The organism is Moraxella caprae DSM 19149 (genome assembly GCF_000426885.1).
In the GTDB taxonomy this organism is placed as follows: Bacteria; Pseudomonadota; Gammaproteobacteria; order Pseudomonadales; family Moraxellaceae; genus Moraxella; species Moraxella caprae.
This window is the reverse complement of record NZ_AUGF01000050.1, coordinates 1-14,602: the sequence shown is the minus strand read 5'-3', so window position 1 is coordinate 14,602 and position 14,602 is coordinate 1. Positions and strand designations below refer to the sequence as shown.

Sequence of the window (14,602 nt, the reverse complement as noted above, 5' to 3'; positions counted from 1 at the left end):
TTTTCAATCTTAGCTAAGCGTTTAATGCCATACTTGGCTTGTTTAAAGCGATTGTTGGTACTGGTTTGGGGTTTAAGCAGTTTAACACGAGCAAGTTTTAAGACCTTGTAAATGGTAGGTCTTGATACTTTGTACTCGAGTGCCAGTGAAGTCACTGATTGCTTGTTTTTGTGGTAAGCAGTCCAAATGGCTTCCCTATGGTGGGGAAGCAGTCTTGTGTTTTTGTGTATGTTCATTTGCAGTATTTTACCTTAATACTGTAAATAACGCGACTGTTTCTAACACCTAAAACCTTATAAAATAAGGGGTTAAAATGGTAAAATGTGCAAATGTGTGCTAAAATATACTGAAATTTTAGACACGCATTTCGCCCTGTTTTAAGCCAAAAAATACCGCAATGTCGTGCGAACGCCCAAAGTGTCCTTTGGCTTGCCCATTAAAGACTTTATACACTTCTTGGGGTGTCCAGCCTTGCTCACGAGCAACTTTGGCGATAGGAATGCCTTTGGCACGGTACTCGGCTTTGACCTGCTCAACGGTTTTGGTAGTCATAACAACTCCTATGGTTAAATGTGTGATTTAAGATAAGTTTGTGTGATGTGTATATGATAGTGCAGAAATCTGCACTTTTCAAGTATTTTTTCAAAAAAGTGAGAAAATTTTCGTGTTTGGAACAAGATTGAAAGAAGAGCGAGCCAGATTGAACCTGACACAACCCCAATTTGCTGAAAAAATAGGGGTGTCAAAACGCACGGTTGTGGATTGGGAACAGGAAAAATCCAGTCCAACCATCAAACAGCTTGGCTTAATGATAGAAATGGGAATGGAAGCGTACTATCTTTTAAATGATTTTCGCATCGGCAGAACCATTGGCGATTTAAAACAGCTTCCCGCTTATCAAGAAGCATTGGGCGAGCAGATGACTACCCAAAATGCAGATGAGCGAGAACTATTGACACGCTTTCGGCAGGCGAGTGCCGAAACACGAGCATTTATTATGAAAGGATTGGAACTATGAAATCTCAAATCACACCAGAGATAACCGATAAGTTACAGCAGTTAAAGGAACTAAATGAGCAGTCCAAAGTGTTGCAAGATGAACTTCAAGGTTGGCTAGATGACTGTTGTGATGACTATTTGGGAGCATGGCTAAGGGCGTGTTTAGAAACTGGCAAACCATTAACTTTGCAATACCTAAAAGAAAGTGTGGCGGACAGTGAACATCGTACCAGTGGGAATAACATTGGTTTATGGCATCAACTCAATGAAGTTAAAAAACTGATTTCTGTTTATGAATTACAGACAAATAATGTTTTTGATTAAGGAAACTTTTATGAAAAAATTTGTACCGCTGCTACTCCCATTAGCACTCATCGCCTGCAGTGAACCTAGCACCGACACCACCAAAGAGCCTGTCGCCCCAAGCGTAGAAACCGCCACGCCTGCTACTGAGCAAGCAACCATCAATGAACCAAGCAAGGACGAGAATCAATTAATTTCACCACAAGAACCGACCAAAGAAGACAAAGAGCTGGTTTATAATTTTTGTTATGCACTGCAAGCAACAGCTGAGTGCGACAATTTAAGCATGAGGTTGGATACAGAGTCAAAAGTTCAAGAAAAGGTACAGGCATCAGACATTCGCTCGTCAGATTCTGCATTTGGGGATACCTGCACACAAGGCATTGCTGACGCTGTAAAAGACAAAAATGTTTGTGCGGTTGCTTGGGAGAAGTATGGCTGTGCAGGTTCGGTTACACCAAGATTGTTGCAGGAAAGTCCATTTGGTAATAAAAATGCGATTTTGTGCGAGTTTTAAGGTTCTGATAGGAGAATAAATGATGACCAAGAAAATATCAAAAAACTCTATTATCTTAGAGCCTTTGAATATAATGACCCTTTGGATTTGGAGCGGTGTTTACGCCAGTCGCTTGCTGTTGCTGATAATGTGTCTAAGACCGAGATTATCCGTGCAGGCGAGGTTACACAGATAACATATCGTGATTTATCTTCCACCAAAACAGATGGTGGTTTATTGCTTCATATCGAAAAAGGCAATCAGGCAGAAAGTATTAAGACCATCCGCCATAGATCCATCAATGTAACAGAGGAAGGGGAGGAGGTTTCACCGCCTCAAGATCAGTCTTTTATGAATAAAGAATGTTTCGTATTTATTTATGGACAACATGTTATTTTCTGCGGTCATAACAATATGTCGCAACACGCCCTAGCTGCTTATCTACACGCTTTAAGTGAGCATTGTCAGAGCTTGGATGATACTTGCCCTATATACAAGCCTAGTTTTAAATCTGTCGCGAACTATGATAAAATACAGATGATACAAGATGAGGGTGTTAAATCCATCTCGGCAGAGCTAACTGCGTATCATACCACCATAAAAAGCCCACCCAGTATATTTGGTAGATTAAAAGGGTTATTTCGCCAAGATGAAGAACTTTCAGATATTCAAGATCAGGCAGACTTGCAAGTCAATGTTGAAATAAGGCTAGATGGCAATACAAGAGCTAGCCAAGAGGCTCAAAAAGAGTTGCGTGAGCAGGCACAAATGGTTATCGGTGAAGAAAATGCAGACTTTAAAATTATCACCCAAAAAGGTAACACTATTGAGTCTGATGATGTTAAGCTATCAAAATTAGTGTACATATCCAAGCATAACAACACCAACGGATTAAGTCGGGCGGCAGTGTTGTCAGAACTAGTAACTTACTTTAATGAATTACAGCAAAAAAATCTGACCCAACTATGAAATGGCTACCAAAAAACCTATCTTTGCTAATATTACTGGCTATCATCATAGCTGGTGGTATTAGCTATGTAGCACAACCTTTGGTGCATGCTAGCCCTAATGCCAATAGTGTAATCATTAATGTTTTTACCATTTTAACAGGATTTTTGTTTGCAATTATGGCACTGTTTGCAAATGTGGAATATGATTCATCTGTGAATTGGCGACAGCTAGAAGTTCAAGAAAGCATCAATCAATCTCGTTTTGACAAGTTACATTTTTTGTTTTATCTATATCTAGCAGTATTGATATTTGTCTTTATGGCTGTATTACTAAAAGATAACAAACAATACCAAAATAGCCTATTCTTAGTTTGTTTAGAATACTTTTATTTGTGGTTAACTTCTTTTTCTTTAATGATGTCCATAAGTCTACCTAGTAAACTAAATACTTTTCGGAAAAACAAGTTTAACGAAGCCATTAAAGACAAAAGACCACAACCTTAGAAATAACAAAAAACAAACCCCCAAGCGTAAACTTGGGGGCTTTGGCTATCTAGTAGCTCTGTCCATATCATACCAACAAGACTTGTTTTTGGCAAGTCTTTTTTTATTGTCATCAAACCACCCACCCAAGCAATTTTTAAAACGCTTTAAAGGACTTATCACGCTCATCTTGGCATAATACCCCCAAATTTTAGCATAAGTTTGACAATGAAAATTCTTGACCTTATCACAAACCCACAAACAGGACGGCTGTCGCACACTCGCCTTTGGGCAAATGTGGCAAGTCTTGTGGCAACTGTGCAATTTATCCGCCTAAATACCAGCGATTGGGAGCTTTGGCTGGTTTATTTGGGCTCAGTTGGCGGTTATGCGGTTGCTCGTTGTCTGATTGCACAGGGCAACCACGCCCCACCCACCAAAGGAGAGAGCCTGTGAGCGACACAATAGACAAAGCCCAAATACAAAGTGAGCTGATTTTGGAGTATCAAATCAGACAAGCTACCCACAAGATAAGTCTACCCACCCGCACCCATTGCATTGACTGTGATGAACCCATTGCCCTTTTAAGGCAACAAAAAGTCGCAGGTTGTCAAAGGTGTGTGGCGTGCCAAACCCAGTTTGAAACCCAAAAAGTAAGGGGGTAATAAGTGGATAAGACTTTTATTAACATTGATTTTTGGCAACTGGTCGGCTTTTTATTGTCATTTTTGGGGGTGTGCTGGGGTTTTGGCAAAATGCTACTTTCTCAGTTTGCCGCCCAGCAAGACGAACGCCAAAAGATGCAAGACAAACTATCCGACAAGGTTGAGCATTTAGAAACCTTATTTGCCGAACAAAAAGCCGTCCTGCCCGAAAAATTTGTCCTACGAGAAGATTATATCCGTAACCAAGCCGTCCTAGAAGCCAAAATGGACAGCATTCAAAAGACCTTGACCGACCTGTACAAAATGGAGAGCCAAAGACAATGAACGAAACAGCACGCCGCGGTGGTATGCGTTGGCATATCATCAACACCCTGCACAAGGCTCGCCCCTACACCACCAGCGAGATTTTTTTGCTGGATGTGATGCGGGGGATTTATGCTGACATTACCGCCTTAGAACTTCGTCAGCAACTTGAATACTTATCCAATGCCAGTTTTATCAAACTTACCAAACAGCCAAACGGCGTATGGTATGCTGACTTAACCTATCAAGGTGTGGACATTGCCGAGTACACCACCGATTGTCCGCTGGGTATTGGACGACCTGAAAAATACTGGCAATCTTAGGGGGCGGTATGGCACAAAGAAGCAGTGTAGAAAAACTTCCCACCGATGTCCGCCACGAGTTAGAACGCAAACTTGCCGACAATGGCTTTGGCAACTATACCGAACTTGCCGACTGGCTAAAATCGCAAGGCTATGAAATCAGCCGAAGTGCCGTCCATCGCTACGGCTCAAAAGTACAAAAACGCTTTGCCAGTATCAAAGCAAGCACCGAGGCGGCACGACTGATTGCCGAGGGTGCGTCTGATGAGAGCGACACTCGCTCTGAGGCAGTCATTGCCATGCTACAAACCGAAGTGTTTGACGCTCTAATTGCCATTGGCGAATTATCCAACAACGAGCTTGATGAAGTAGCAAGACTTGATTTAATGGGCAAAGTTTCCAAAAATATCGCCCCTTTGATGACCGCCAGTACCAGACTAAAACAGTTCCAAAACAAGCTCAAAGCAGATATGGACAAAGCCTTTGAAAAACTAGAAGCCCAAAGCAAACAAGGCACGCTAGACGAACATACCCTAAAACGCATTCGTACCGAAGTGTATGGACTGATTGGCTAAAGGTTGGTTTAAATTAAATTGGTTAAAAAAATGACAAAGTCCACAAACAAAGACCCTGCCATCGTCTTATATCCTTACCAACAAAAATGGCTAAATGACAACAGTCGTTTTAAAGTTGGTATGTTTGCACGGCAAACAGGCAAGACTTTTACCACCACACTTGAAATTGTACTCGACTGTCTGGACAAAGAAAGTAAAGGTCAAAAGGCTCGTTGGGTTATCTTGTCAAGGGGCGAATGCCAAGCCAAAGAAGCGATGAACGAAGGCATTAAAAAGCACCTTGAAGCCTTTGGTATGGCATGCGAAGTCCTAGAAGTCCCCTTTGATAACACTACCAATGCCCTTGAAGTCATCTTAGCAGGTGGTAGTAAAATCACCGCTCTGCCCGCCAATCCCGACACCGCTCGTGGTTTTAGTGCCAATGTCTTTTTGGACGAGTTCGCCTTTCACGCTGACAGTCGCACCATTTGGAAAGCTCTATTTCCTGTTATTAGTGCTGGTTTTAAATTGCGTGTGGTCTCAACGCCCAATGGCAAGGGTAATAAATTTTATGAGCTGATGACTGATTTAAATAATAAAGCGTGGTCTCGCCACATCGCTGACATTTATACCGCCGTGGCAGACGGCTTGCCACGAGACATTGATGAATTAAAAGAAGGCTTAAATGACAATGATGCTTGGCAACAAGAATATGAGCTTAAATGGTTGGACGAAGCGTCCGCTTGGCTGTCTTATGATTTGATTGACAGTGTAGAACACCCCAATGCTGGCGATATGGATAACTACACAGGCGGTGCGTGCTTTGTTGGCGTGGACATTGGCATTAGAAATGACTTATTTGTGATCTGGGTAGTTGAGCAGGTGGGCGATGTATTTTGGACAAGGCAAATCATTGCAAGGAAGCGTATTAGCTTTGCCGAGCAGGACGCACTGCTTGATGAAGTATTTGACAATTACCGTGTCGTCAAATGCTGTATTGACCAGACAGGGCTTGGCGAGAAACCCGTGGAAGATGCCAAGTTTCGCTATGGGTCAAGCCGTGTGGAAGGTGTGATTTTTAGCAGTTCCACCAAGCTAGTCTTAGCCACCACAGGCAAACAAGCCTTTGAAGATAAGCAAGTGCGTATTCCAATGGGCGACACCGCCTTGCGAACTGATTTGCACAAACTTAAAAAAGTAACCTCCCCGACAGGCACACCAAGATTTATCGCTGAAAGTGACAATAGCGGACATGCTGATCGAGCTTGGGCGTTATTTTTGGCTCTATATGGAGCAAGCAATGATGCAGGCACAGTGCGAGTATCTAGCCGAAACCCTAAAAAGAAAAGCAAACTTACCCAAGGATTTTAAATGACAAACCAAAACCAAGCCCCAAAACTGGACAAAAAAGAACTCTCCACCCAAATCGCCACCGCCCACCGTTATTTTGGGTTATATGGATTTAGCCAAATCCTCCCAAATCCTGACATTATCCTAAGACGACTGGGTAAATCCAGCTTGTCTGCATATCGTGAATTACTCATTGACCCCATTGTGGCAGGGGCGGTACGCCGTCGTAAGGCAAGTGTGGCGGGTTTAAATTACCGCCTTGACAGTGATTTGTCTGACAAACAGCAAGCCGTCATAGACCAGATTTTTGACAGCCTAGACATTTATGGGTTGATTGGACAGATTTTAGAGGCGGTGTTGTATGGCTATCAGCCCATTGAAGTGATTTGGCAGTTTAAAAATGGTGTTTGGATACCTGTCAAACTCATTGCAATCCCCCAAGAATGGGCAGGCTTTGACGCCAATGGCGAGCTTTTGCTGATTGACGGCATTACCAAGACCACGCCACCACCCTTTAAAATCCTTTGTCCCACCAACAACGCCAGCTTTACCAATCCCTACGGTACAGCCGAGCTGTCTTGCGTGTATTGGGCGACCGTCTTTAAGCGTGGCGGTTTAAAGTTTTGGGCAGAGTTTGCCGAAAAGTTTGGCAGTCCTTGGATTATCGGACACGAGCCTCGCTCTAATACCGATGATGATACCAATAAACTCCTTGACGCCCTAGAAGACTTAATGGGCAATGCGGTGGCAACAATCCCCAACGACAGTAGCGTGGAAATCAAAGAAGCCACAGGCAAAACAGGCTCATCACAGGTGTTTGACGACTTTATCCGTTATTGCCGTAGCGAGATTAACATCGCCTTACTGGGTCAAGACCAAACCACCGAAAAAGACACAAGCCACGCCAGTGCAATGGCAGGACTTACCGTAACAAAAGACATTCGTGATAATGATTGCCGAGTGGTAGAGAGCTGTTTTAATACGCTTTTGGCGTGGATTTGTGAGCTCAATTTTCACAAGGTAAGTCCACCCAAATTTGTGCTATATGAAGACGAGGTGGGTGACAAAACCCTAGCAGAGCGAGACCAGATTTTGACCGCTCTTGGCGTGTCTTTTAATCAAAGCTATTATGAGCGGGCTTATAACCTATCGGCAGATGAATTTACCCTAAATGCCAAGCCAATGCCTACAAACACCGTACCAACCACCCCTAATTTTAGTGAAAAATCTTTCACTTTACAGGGCGATTTGTCTGACAAATTGGCGATAGGCGTGCCAAGTGATGATGAGCTGACCGCCCAAGTGGTGCAAATGCTAGATGATTTTACCAGTTTGGACAGTGTTAATTTGGACAATGAAACCGCCCTTTTGGAACAATTAGCCAGTCTTTATCCCACAATGAACATTGATGAACTCCAAGACAAGCTGACCCAAATGCTGTTCATTGCCGACACGCTATCACGCCTACAAACCCAAGAAGAAATGGGGCTAAATTAAGATGAGTAGTATTGATAAACTCACAAATAAAGAGCTAAAAGCCTTATTTGATATGCCACCCAAGCAAGCCATTGAACATTTAAAATCTAAGGGCTTACACATCGGTTGGGACTGGACGGACACGCACGCTCTGGCTCACGCACGAAGTTTCACAGTCGCCAAAATGACCGCCCTTGATATGCTCTCCACCACCAAAAAAGCCATTGAGCAGGCGATGACAGACGGCACAGGCTACAAGGGTTTTGAAAATACCATCAAGCCCTATTTGATACAGCAAGGGTGGTGGGGCGAAACACTGGCAAAAAACCCAAAAACAGGTCAGCTTGAACAAGTCAAATTGGGCTCAAATCGTCGCCTTAGAACCATTTATCACACCAACCGCCGAACGGCTGTGATGAGTGCCAAATACGAGCGAATGAAACAGGCAACAGACACCCACCCTTATTGGCAATATTCTGCTGTCCTAGACCGCCGTACCCGTCCAAGCCACTCGGCAAGGCATGGAGCGGTCTATGCCCACGATGACCCATTTTGGTCGCACTCGTACCCGCCAAATGGCTTTAGTTGCCGATGCACTGTCAAAGCAGTCACGACAAAACAAGCTGAAAAGGTGGGTATTAAACAAGGCGGTGATGAGCGAGTTTTGGGCGAAAATGGTTTTGGTGGCAATCCTATTGCCAGCCACTTATTTGACAAACTGTGGTATGACAAAGCCAAACAAGCCCTAGGGCAAAAACACGCTCTGCAAGAGATTGCCAAAGATATGGCATCTGATGTGCGAGTGGCGGGGTTTTTGGCGTGGGTCAGACAAAGCCAAATCAATGGACAAGTACAGGGGCGGACTTATGGGGTGGGCGTATTGCCCCAAAAGTCCTTTGAAAAATTGGCAAATGAGACAGGGCTTGATCTGGACGAGCTATCGCCTGTGGTGGGTTTTCGTGATAAGGTCATCACGGGACGCAAAAATACACGCCATACCGCTCACAATGACGCTTTGGACGAAGTGGCACTACAAAAAATTGTGCGTGAGTTTGGCAAGCCAGACTGGGAGCTTTGGGACACTCAAAATAACAATTTATTGCTTGTTTATAAAATGCCTGATGATAAAGTGATTAAGCTGACGGTGCAGATGACCAAGAATGGGGCGGAAGTGATAAGTGGATTTTATCAAGATTTAAACAGCATTAAAGGGTCTATTGATGGCAATGTATTTGCCAAAATCCAATAAAAATTCTGCAACTTTGACGGACTCGAACCGTAACCGAACTGGCACACCTAAGTGTGTTACTCCCCCCGCCCACGCAGGACTTGTTGCAGAATATCTACATTATACCAAACTTAGGAAACTTTGCCAATGCTCATTATCAACCTAGACGACAGCCAATGCCAGCGCACTTTGGCTCAATTATTAAGAAATGCTAGCAATAGCCGTGTCATTATGCAAGGACTTGCCACGGAATTAGAAACAATGACCACCGACAACTTTGAAAACGAAGCCTTTGGCGGACAGGCGTGGGTGCGTAAAGCCTTTGGTAATGGCAAAACCCTAACCAAAACAGGCGAGCTAAAAGACAGCGTTACAAGCTCGGCAAGCAGTACAACCGCCACCATTGGCACAAATATGATTTATGCCCGCATTCATCATTTTGGTGGTACAATCACCCCAAAACAAAAATCTCATCTTGTTTTTGCCACGCCAAACGGCTTTGCAAAAGTCAAATCAGTTACACTACCCGCTCGCCCATTTTTACCTGTCTCCTCTGATGGGCAATTACAAAGTGATGGTGATAGACGGTTAATAGAAGTCGCCTTATCCGCCTTGACATCTGGCACATAACCCAAAGCCATCCACCTAAAAAAAATCGATCCGCTATCGTGAGCTTATGTGCTAAAATAGGACAATAAAAAAGACAGGCATTTTTACCTGTCTTTTCCCAAAACTCAAAATTATACCCCACCCAACTTGTTGCACCTAGTGTAACGCCCTTGCAAAATGGTCTGTCTTAACTTGTCCCATATCGTTTTGAATTATCCCATTTATTGCAGAGTGTATGGTTGGTTTATTGTGGTGGGGTTTAAGTTGTCTTTGTTGTTTAGGGTGATGATGTTATCTAGGTCATTACCAAAGGCTTTTGTTGCCTCGCCTTTTAAGATGAGATTCTCTACATCATTAAACAGTAGGTTGTAAGAGCCTGTTTTTATAGCATTGCCAAACTCGTCAAAGCTATAGAATGGGCGGTCAATATGCTGCTCCACGGTGTCTATACCGCCATCGAACTGCTCTACAACGTTGTCAAACTCATTATCAACGACATAGTAGTCGTTGCCAAGACCGCCATCCATGAGGTCGGCACCCATGCCGCCGTCTAAGTGGTCATCGCCATCACCACCATAAAGAGTGTCATTGCCTTCGTTACCATAAAGAGTGTCATCACCTGAATTGCCATAAATAGTATCGTTACCCAGACCACCAGTCAAATGATTATTACCACCATTCGCCGTGATGATGTTATCAAACTCATCACCAATAACATTAAAATTGCCATCACCTAGCAAAGTAACCGCCTCAAAGTTGTTGCTGGACAAATCGAAATCAGAGGCGATGTGAATGGTGTCATAACCTCCTTCTAAGTCTTTGCCTTCTTCAAGGTAGGTGTCAAATTCATCAACAATATAAGTATCATCGCCAAGACCGCCAATGAGGGTATCAGCACCTTCTCCGCCCTCTAGCCAATCATTGCCATCACCGCCAATGAGCATGTCATCGCCCTCATTGCCAAATAAGGTGTCATGCCCTGCATTGCCCTCCAAGATGTCGTTACCTTCACCACCATAAAGAAAATCATCGCCCAAATTGCCATGTAGCATATCATTGCCACCGTTGCCATGCAAAGTGTCGTTATCATCACCGCCATGAATAATATCATGGTTATTACCACCATAAATAGTATCAAAGCCGTCTCCGCCATCGATGTGATTGATGGCATGGATATTGCCATGCAAGGCATCATTACCAGATAAACCTTTAATGATATTAAGATGATTATCTAGCGTTCCTGTAATAACATCATGACTATCACCGCCCATGAACACCACCTTAGACATCAAGTCTTCATGATACCAAACACCATCGTCAGCAAAACCGATACTTAACTTAGCGTTATTACTATTATTTAGATAGTTCTTTAGAATAATTTTGTCAGCATTGCCATAGTGAATAACTAAGTCATTGCCATTAAAAATCACCTGTCCAATCTCATCGGAAGTCATATCATCAAAGATAATATGACTTGCTTCTTTTGAATAATCTTCTTCAATGATAGTATCAATACCATCTCCCAAAGAAAAATGGTAACTGTCTATGCCGGCACCGCCTGTCAAGATATCATTGCCAGTACCACCGATAAGCACATCATGACCATCAAAGCCAAAGAGTTGATTGTTGTTTGTGTTGCCATTTAGGATATCAGAGCCACGCCATCCGTTGATGTAAATGTCATTTTGTGATATCGGTAGATGTTGTATGGGTTGCCCTAAGACCTCCGATAGTAAAATCATTTTGTCATTAAATTTAAAATAAATTTCTTTGGTTGAGCGTGCATCCATTGCACCTAATAGGGTTAGCTGATTATCGCCTGACTTGACAATAAGATTGCTGTTTTGACGATAAAAATCAAAATCTGCATGGTTGCCACCTGCAAAGACAAGTTTGTCGTATCCATCGTCTACATTGTTATAATGCACAAAATCTTTGCCCCAGTTTTTGCTAAAGACATAAGTATTGCGACCATCACCGCCTGACAGATAATCATCGCCCGCACCAGACACAATCACATCATCACCAGCACCACCATGAATGGTTTTGCCAGTTTTAGCATTAATCATGATGATATCATTACTGGCATTGGCGTTATAGGTTTTATTACCTTTATCATCTAGACTGATGATGTTATTGAGTTTTGATTTGTCTGCATGGGCAACATCAAACTCTTTAAACATCTTATCAATATACTCTTTGAGATTATATTTGTCAGATAACTCATCTCGCCATTCTTGGAGTAGTGCAAATGCTTTTTCATAACCACCAACTTCAATAACACCGCCATTTAACTTGATTAAATCCTTTAAGTCCTCTAAGGCTTCTAATGGACGAGTTTGATATTTGGATAATAGCATGGATTCAAACTTACCAAAATCCATCACCATCTCTTTGCCATTGGTATAAACTTCGATGGCTTCTAGGTAGGGCTTTAAAATGGTTTGATTTAATAGATTATGATACAGTCTGTCTTTTACCTCGTTGTATTTATCAACAAATACCTTGGTTTGACTTCTGTTGACTTCATATAGGTATTCTGTCGGTGTTATACCCATCATTGCATCGACGAATTTTACTTGATGTTTAAGTTTTTCATCGGCATTCTCTGGCGGTCTTTGGTTGACAATATAATCAGGCAAAGCTTGGTTTGGTGTTAGTCTAACCGTATGGACGGGTATATCCTTCTTATTAGATGATGAATTAGAGCTTCCTAGCGTCTCTGATATTGACAAATCAGACATATCGCTGATGGTTGCCGATCCGCCACGCCCACCATTTGATGAACCTAACATGGTAGATGATGACATGTCTATCCATTTGATATTTTCTTGTTTCATGATTTTAATATCAGTGTCAGCATATAAGACATCTGTCTTTGCCCATGCAAGCATCAAATCATCAAGCAGTGCCTTTTGAGCTACTCTTGTGGTTGCCTTGCTGTATCTTCCTAATATATCAGCCAGCTCATCAGACTTCATCGCTGCCTGCTGTATGTCAGCCAGTCTGCCCATGCCATAGACACTTGGCAATGCCTTGACTGCATCGCTTAGCTCTACTTTATTTAGATGGCGAGTATGAATGCTGTCTGCCTCAAAGTTGACATCAGCCAAAGTACCAACCGAACCGTCTGCCTTTACAAAGGTCGCTTGTTCTTTAATGATACCGCCATCAACCTCTTTATTAACAGCCTCTTTATTGTTTAGGTCAATGCGTTCAATGCCAAGCTCTTCTAGACTCATGAGTTCATCATCAGTGCTAACCCCATCACCATTCTTATCTTGCCATACTTTTAGCTCACCAAATGCCTTATCATTGGCATCAATCACACCATCACCATTATCATCAAGGTCAGCAAGTGCCTCCATGCCACTTGTGGCAAGCTCGCCATTGGCAAGGCGTGTATTATCCCCAAACAGCTCTGACCCATCATTAATCTTGCCATCGCCACTCACATCACGGACAAGCAGTCCATCGGACTTATCCACCCATCCTGTCGCCGTAGCGATGCCATCACCATCATGGTCAAACATCGCTCCATGATAACCAAACTTAGACACCGTACCCACACCATTACCATCTAGGTCTAGGATGATGGGGTCGTAGTATTGTTTTGTGTAGCCTTGGGTGGGGGATTCGTCGGGGCGTGGTTTGAATTTTTCGTGGCTATCACATTCAAGCCCATCAATCAGACGATTTAGGTATATACTTGTGGCTGTTGCGGCAATGGTTGCTCCGATAACAACTGGTATGGTTGGCACAAACGCACCGACAATACCAGCATATACCAAAGAGCTAGCTTTCCAAACAACAACATCTTGTGCAACATTAGACCACTCACCATGCAAAGCATGGTTGCCCATTTGCAGCAATGTCAATCCATTGCCGAATTTGGAAAAGCTATATTTTCCAACATCAGACAACCTATCTGGCGGATTCATATGAGATTTAAATGTATTCCATGCACCATCATAAGTCGCACCCAAATAGGTTACGCCATCATCAAAGTTGCCTTTATTTAAGTCTTTACAAGACATATTTATTCTCCTCTATTTTTCGGACAAAGACCGCTAAAAAAAATGCTATAAAAAGTTGTGTTTTGACAAAAAACTGTATGATAAAGTTAAAGATATAGTTGCCATTTCTTGCAACGTCTGTTCTTTCAAATTCGGAATATTCATCAAAAACATTAAAAAAAATAAATATGCAAGCTAGAAATAGAAAATAAAATGCAGAATGCAATGGGTTTGTGTTCGGATAACCACCATGATTTTCTCTAATAACTTTTCTTACATAAGTTGATATAATTTGCCGATTTCTATCTGTCAAACCTAAAATAAGACTCTTGCAAAAAACCAAAAATAAAATGAATATCTGGTAAAAGAATACAGTGTCATAAATCCATTTATTTTGAATTGTTCCATCCATAGTTTTAGCGTATGCAATAAAACCATCATAATTATCAGGGATAAAAAATAAGCTTGAAAACAAAATGCAAGGAACAATAATATAAACAAATTTTGGAAAAATCACCATTTCCCAAAAAACAATCAGTAGAATTTTTATATCCAAACTCTTAGAATCCATCATTAGACACTCAAAACCAATCAATTATGAATAAGCTTAATAATACCACACCAATCTCTAACAATCCACAAACAAATACTCAACATAAATCTCAAAAATACCACTCCTACGCCACCCTCTCCCACCATTCATCATTCACCGCTACCCATCCTGCCTGTGTAGCGATACCATCCCCATCATGATCAAACATCGCTCCCCCGCTCATCATAAATAGCACGCCAAACTTAGACACCGTACCCACACCATTACCATCTAGGTCTAGGATGATGGGGTCGTAGTATTGTTTTGTGTAGCCTT

At 42.4% G+C, this 14,602-nt stretch carries 19 protein-coding genes; 14 read left to right on the top strand and 5 right to left on the bottom strand.

Going from position 1 to position 14,602, the window contains the following annotated elements; genetic code table 11:
- On the bottom strand, positions 1-236 hold a 236-nt coding region (locus K941_RS0110825), incomplete at its 3' end, for a helix-turn-helix domain-containing protein (RefSeq protein WP_029103635.1).
- A gap of 118 nt (positions 237-354) precedes the next feature.
- Entirely contained in the window at positions 355-552 is a 198-nt protein-coding gene (locus tag K941_RS0110820) for a helix-turn-helix domain-containing protein (RefSeq protein WP_029103634.1), read from the bottom strand.
- A gap of 127 nt (positions 553-679) precedes the next feature.
- Here K941_RS0110820 and K941_RS16520 point away from each other — a divergent pair, with 127 nt between their 5' ends.
- The 14 genes from K941_RS16520 to K941_RS0110750 all read left to right on the top strand — a co-directional run bounded on the left by K941_RS16520 (position 680) and on the right by K941_RS0110750 (position 9,739).
- Positions 680-1,018, top strand: coding sequence for a helix-turn-helix domain-containing protein (locus K941_RS16520; RefSeq protein ID WP_051226026.1), 339 nt, complete (start codon positions 680-682; stop codon positions 1,016-1,018).
- The gene (locus tag K941_RS0110810; protein WP_029103633.1) at positions 1,015-1,323 is read left to right on the top strand and encodes a hypothetical protein; all 309 of its coding nucleotides are present in this window, start codon (positions 1,015-1,017) and stop codon (positions 1,321-1,323) included. Before K941_RS16520 ends, K941_RS0110810 begins: the two co-directional genes overlap by 4 nt.
- 10 nt (positions 1,324-1,333) lie before the next feature.
- On the top strand, positions 1,334-1,819 hold the full coding sequence (locus tag K941_RS15605; RefSeq protein WP_036388190.1) for a hypothetical protein: 486 nt from the start codon (positions 1,334-1,336) through the stop codon (positions 1,817-1,819).
- A gap of 129 nt (positions 1,820-1,948) precedes the next feature.
- Positions 1,949-2,767 carry a hypothetical protein gene (locus K941_RS0110800; protein ID WP_036388188.1) on the top strand — a complete coding sequence of 273 codons (819 nt, stop codon included), beginning with the start codon at positions 1,949-1,951 and terminating at the stop codon, positions 2,765-2,767.
- Positions 2,764-3,252, top strand: a complete 489-nt coding sequence (locus tag K941_RS0110795; RefSeq protein ID WP_029103631.1) for a hypothetical protein — start codon at positions 2,764-2,766, stop codon at positions 3,250-3,252. The genes K941_RS0110800 and K941_RS0110795 overlap by 4 nt, the downstream gene beginning before the upstream one ends.
- A 207-nt stretch (positions 3,253-3,459) precedes the next feature.
- Positions 3,460-3,687, top strand: a complete 228-nt coding sequence (locus tag K941_RS0110790; RefSeq protein ID WP_029103630.1) for a hypothetical protein — start codon at positions 3,460-3,462, stop codon at positions 3,685-3,687.
- On the top strand, positions 3,684-3,896 hold the full coding sequence (locus K941_RS17215) for a TraR/DksA C4-type zinc finger protein (RefSeq protein ID WP_029103629.1): 213 nt from the start codon (positions 3,684-3,686) through the stop codon (positions 3,894-3,896). Before K941_RS0110790 ends, K941_RS17215 begins: the two co-directional genes overlap by 4 nt.
- Positions 3,897-3,899: 3 nt before the next feature.
- A complete protein-coding gene (locus K941_RS0110780) occupies positions 3,900-4,220 on the top strand; it encodes a hypothetical protein (RefSeq protein WP_029103628.1) in 321 nt (106 codons plus the stop codon).
- Entirely contained in the window at positions 4,217-4,522 is a 306-nt protein-coding gene (locus K941_RS0110775; protein ID WP_029103627.1) for a hypothetical protein, read from the top strand. The genes K941_RS0110780 and K941_RS0110775 overlap by 4 nt, the downstream gene beginning before the upstream one ends.
- 8 nt (positions 4,523-4,530) lie before the next feature.
- The gene (locus K941_RS0110770) at positions 4,531-5,076 is read left to right on the top strand and encodes a DUF3486 family protein (protein WP_029103626.1); all 546 of its coding nucleotides are present in this window, start codon (positions 4,531-4,533) and stop codon (positions 5,074-5,076) included.
- Positions 5,077-5,106: 30 nt separating this feature from the next.
- Positions 5,107-6,426 carry a terminase large subunit domain-containing protein gene (locus K941_RS0110765; RefSeq protein ID WP_029103625.1) on the top strand — a complete coding sequence of 440 codons (1,320 nt, stop codon included), beginning with the start codon at positions 5,107-5,109 and terminating at the stop codon, positions 6,424-6,426.
- Complete coding sequence (locus K941_RS15600) at positions 6,427-7,902, top strand: DUF935 domain-containing protein (protein ID WP_051226025.1); 1,476 nt, start codon at positions 6,427-6,429, stop codon at positions 7,900-7,902.
- Between the two features lies 1 nt (position 7,903).
- On the top strand, positions 7,904-9,130 hold the full coding sequence (locus tag K941_RS16515; protein ID WP_051226024.1) for a phage head morphogenesis protein: 1,227 nt from the start codon (positions 7,904-7,906) through the stop codon (positions 9,128-9,130).
- Positions 9,131-9,256: 126 nt separating this feature from the next.
- Entirely contained in the window at positions 9,257-9,739 is a 483-nt protein-coding gene (locus K941_RS0110750; RefSeq protein ID WP_029103624.1) for a phage virion morphogenesis protein, read from the top strand.
- A gap of 200 nt (positions 9,740-9,939) precedes the next feature.
- Here K941_RS0110750 and K941_RS15590 read toward each other — a convergent pair whose 3' ends face one another.
- From K941_RS15590 to K941_RS17375, 3 genes are all read right to left on the bottom strand, one after another.
- Positions 9,940-13,755, bottom strand: a complete 3,816-nt coding sequence (locus K941_RS15590) for a calcium-binding protein (RefSeq protein ID WP_051226023.1) — start codon at positions 13,753-13,755, stop codon at positions 9,940-9,942.
- A complete protein-coding gene (locus tag K941_RS0110740) occupies positions 13,745-14,308 on the bottom strand; it encodes a hypothetical protein (RefSeq protein ID WP_029103623.1) in 564 nt (187 codons plus the stop codon). Before K941_RS0110740 ends, K941_RS15590 begins: the two co-directional genes overlap by 11 nt.
- A gap of 103 nt (positions 14,309-14,411) precedes the next feature.
- The coding region (locus K941_RS17375) for a hypothetical protein (RefSeq protein WP_036388185.1) at positions 14,412-14,602 on the bottom strand (191 nt) is incomplete at its 5' end.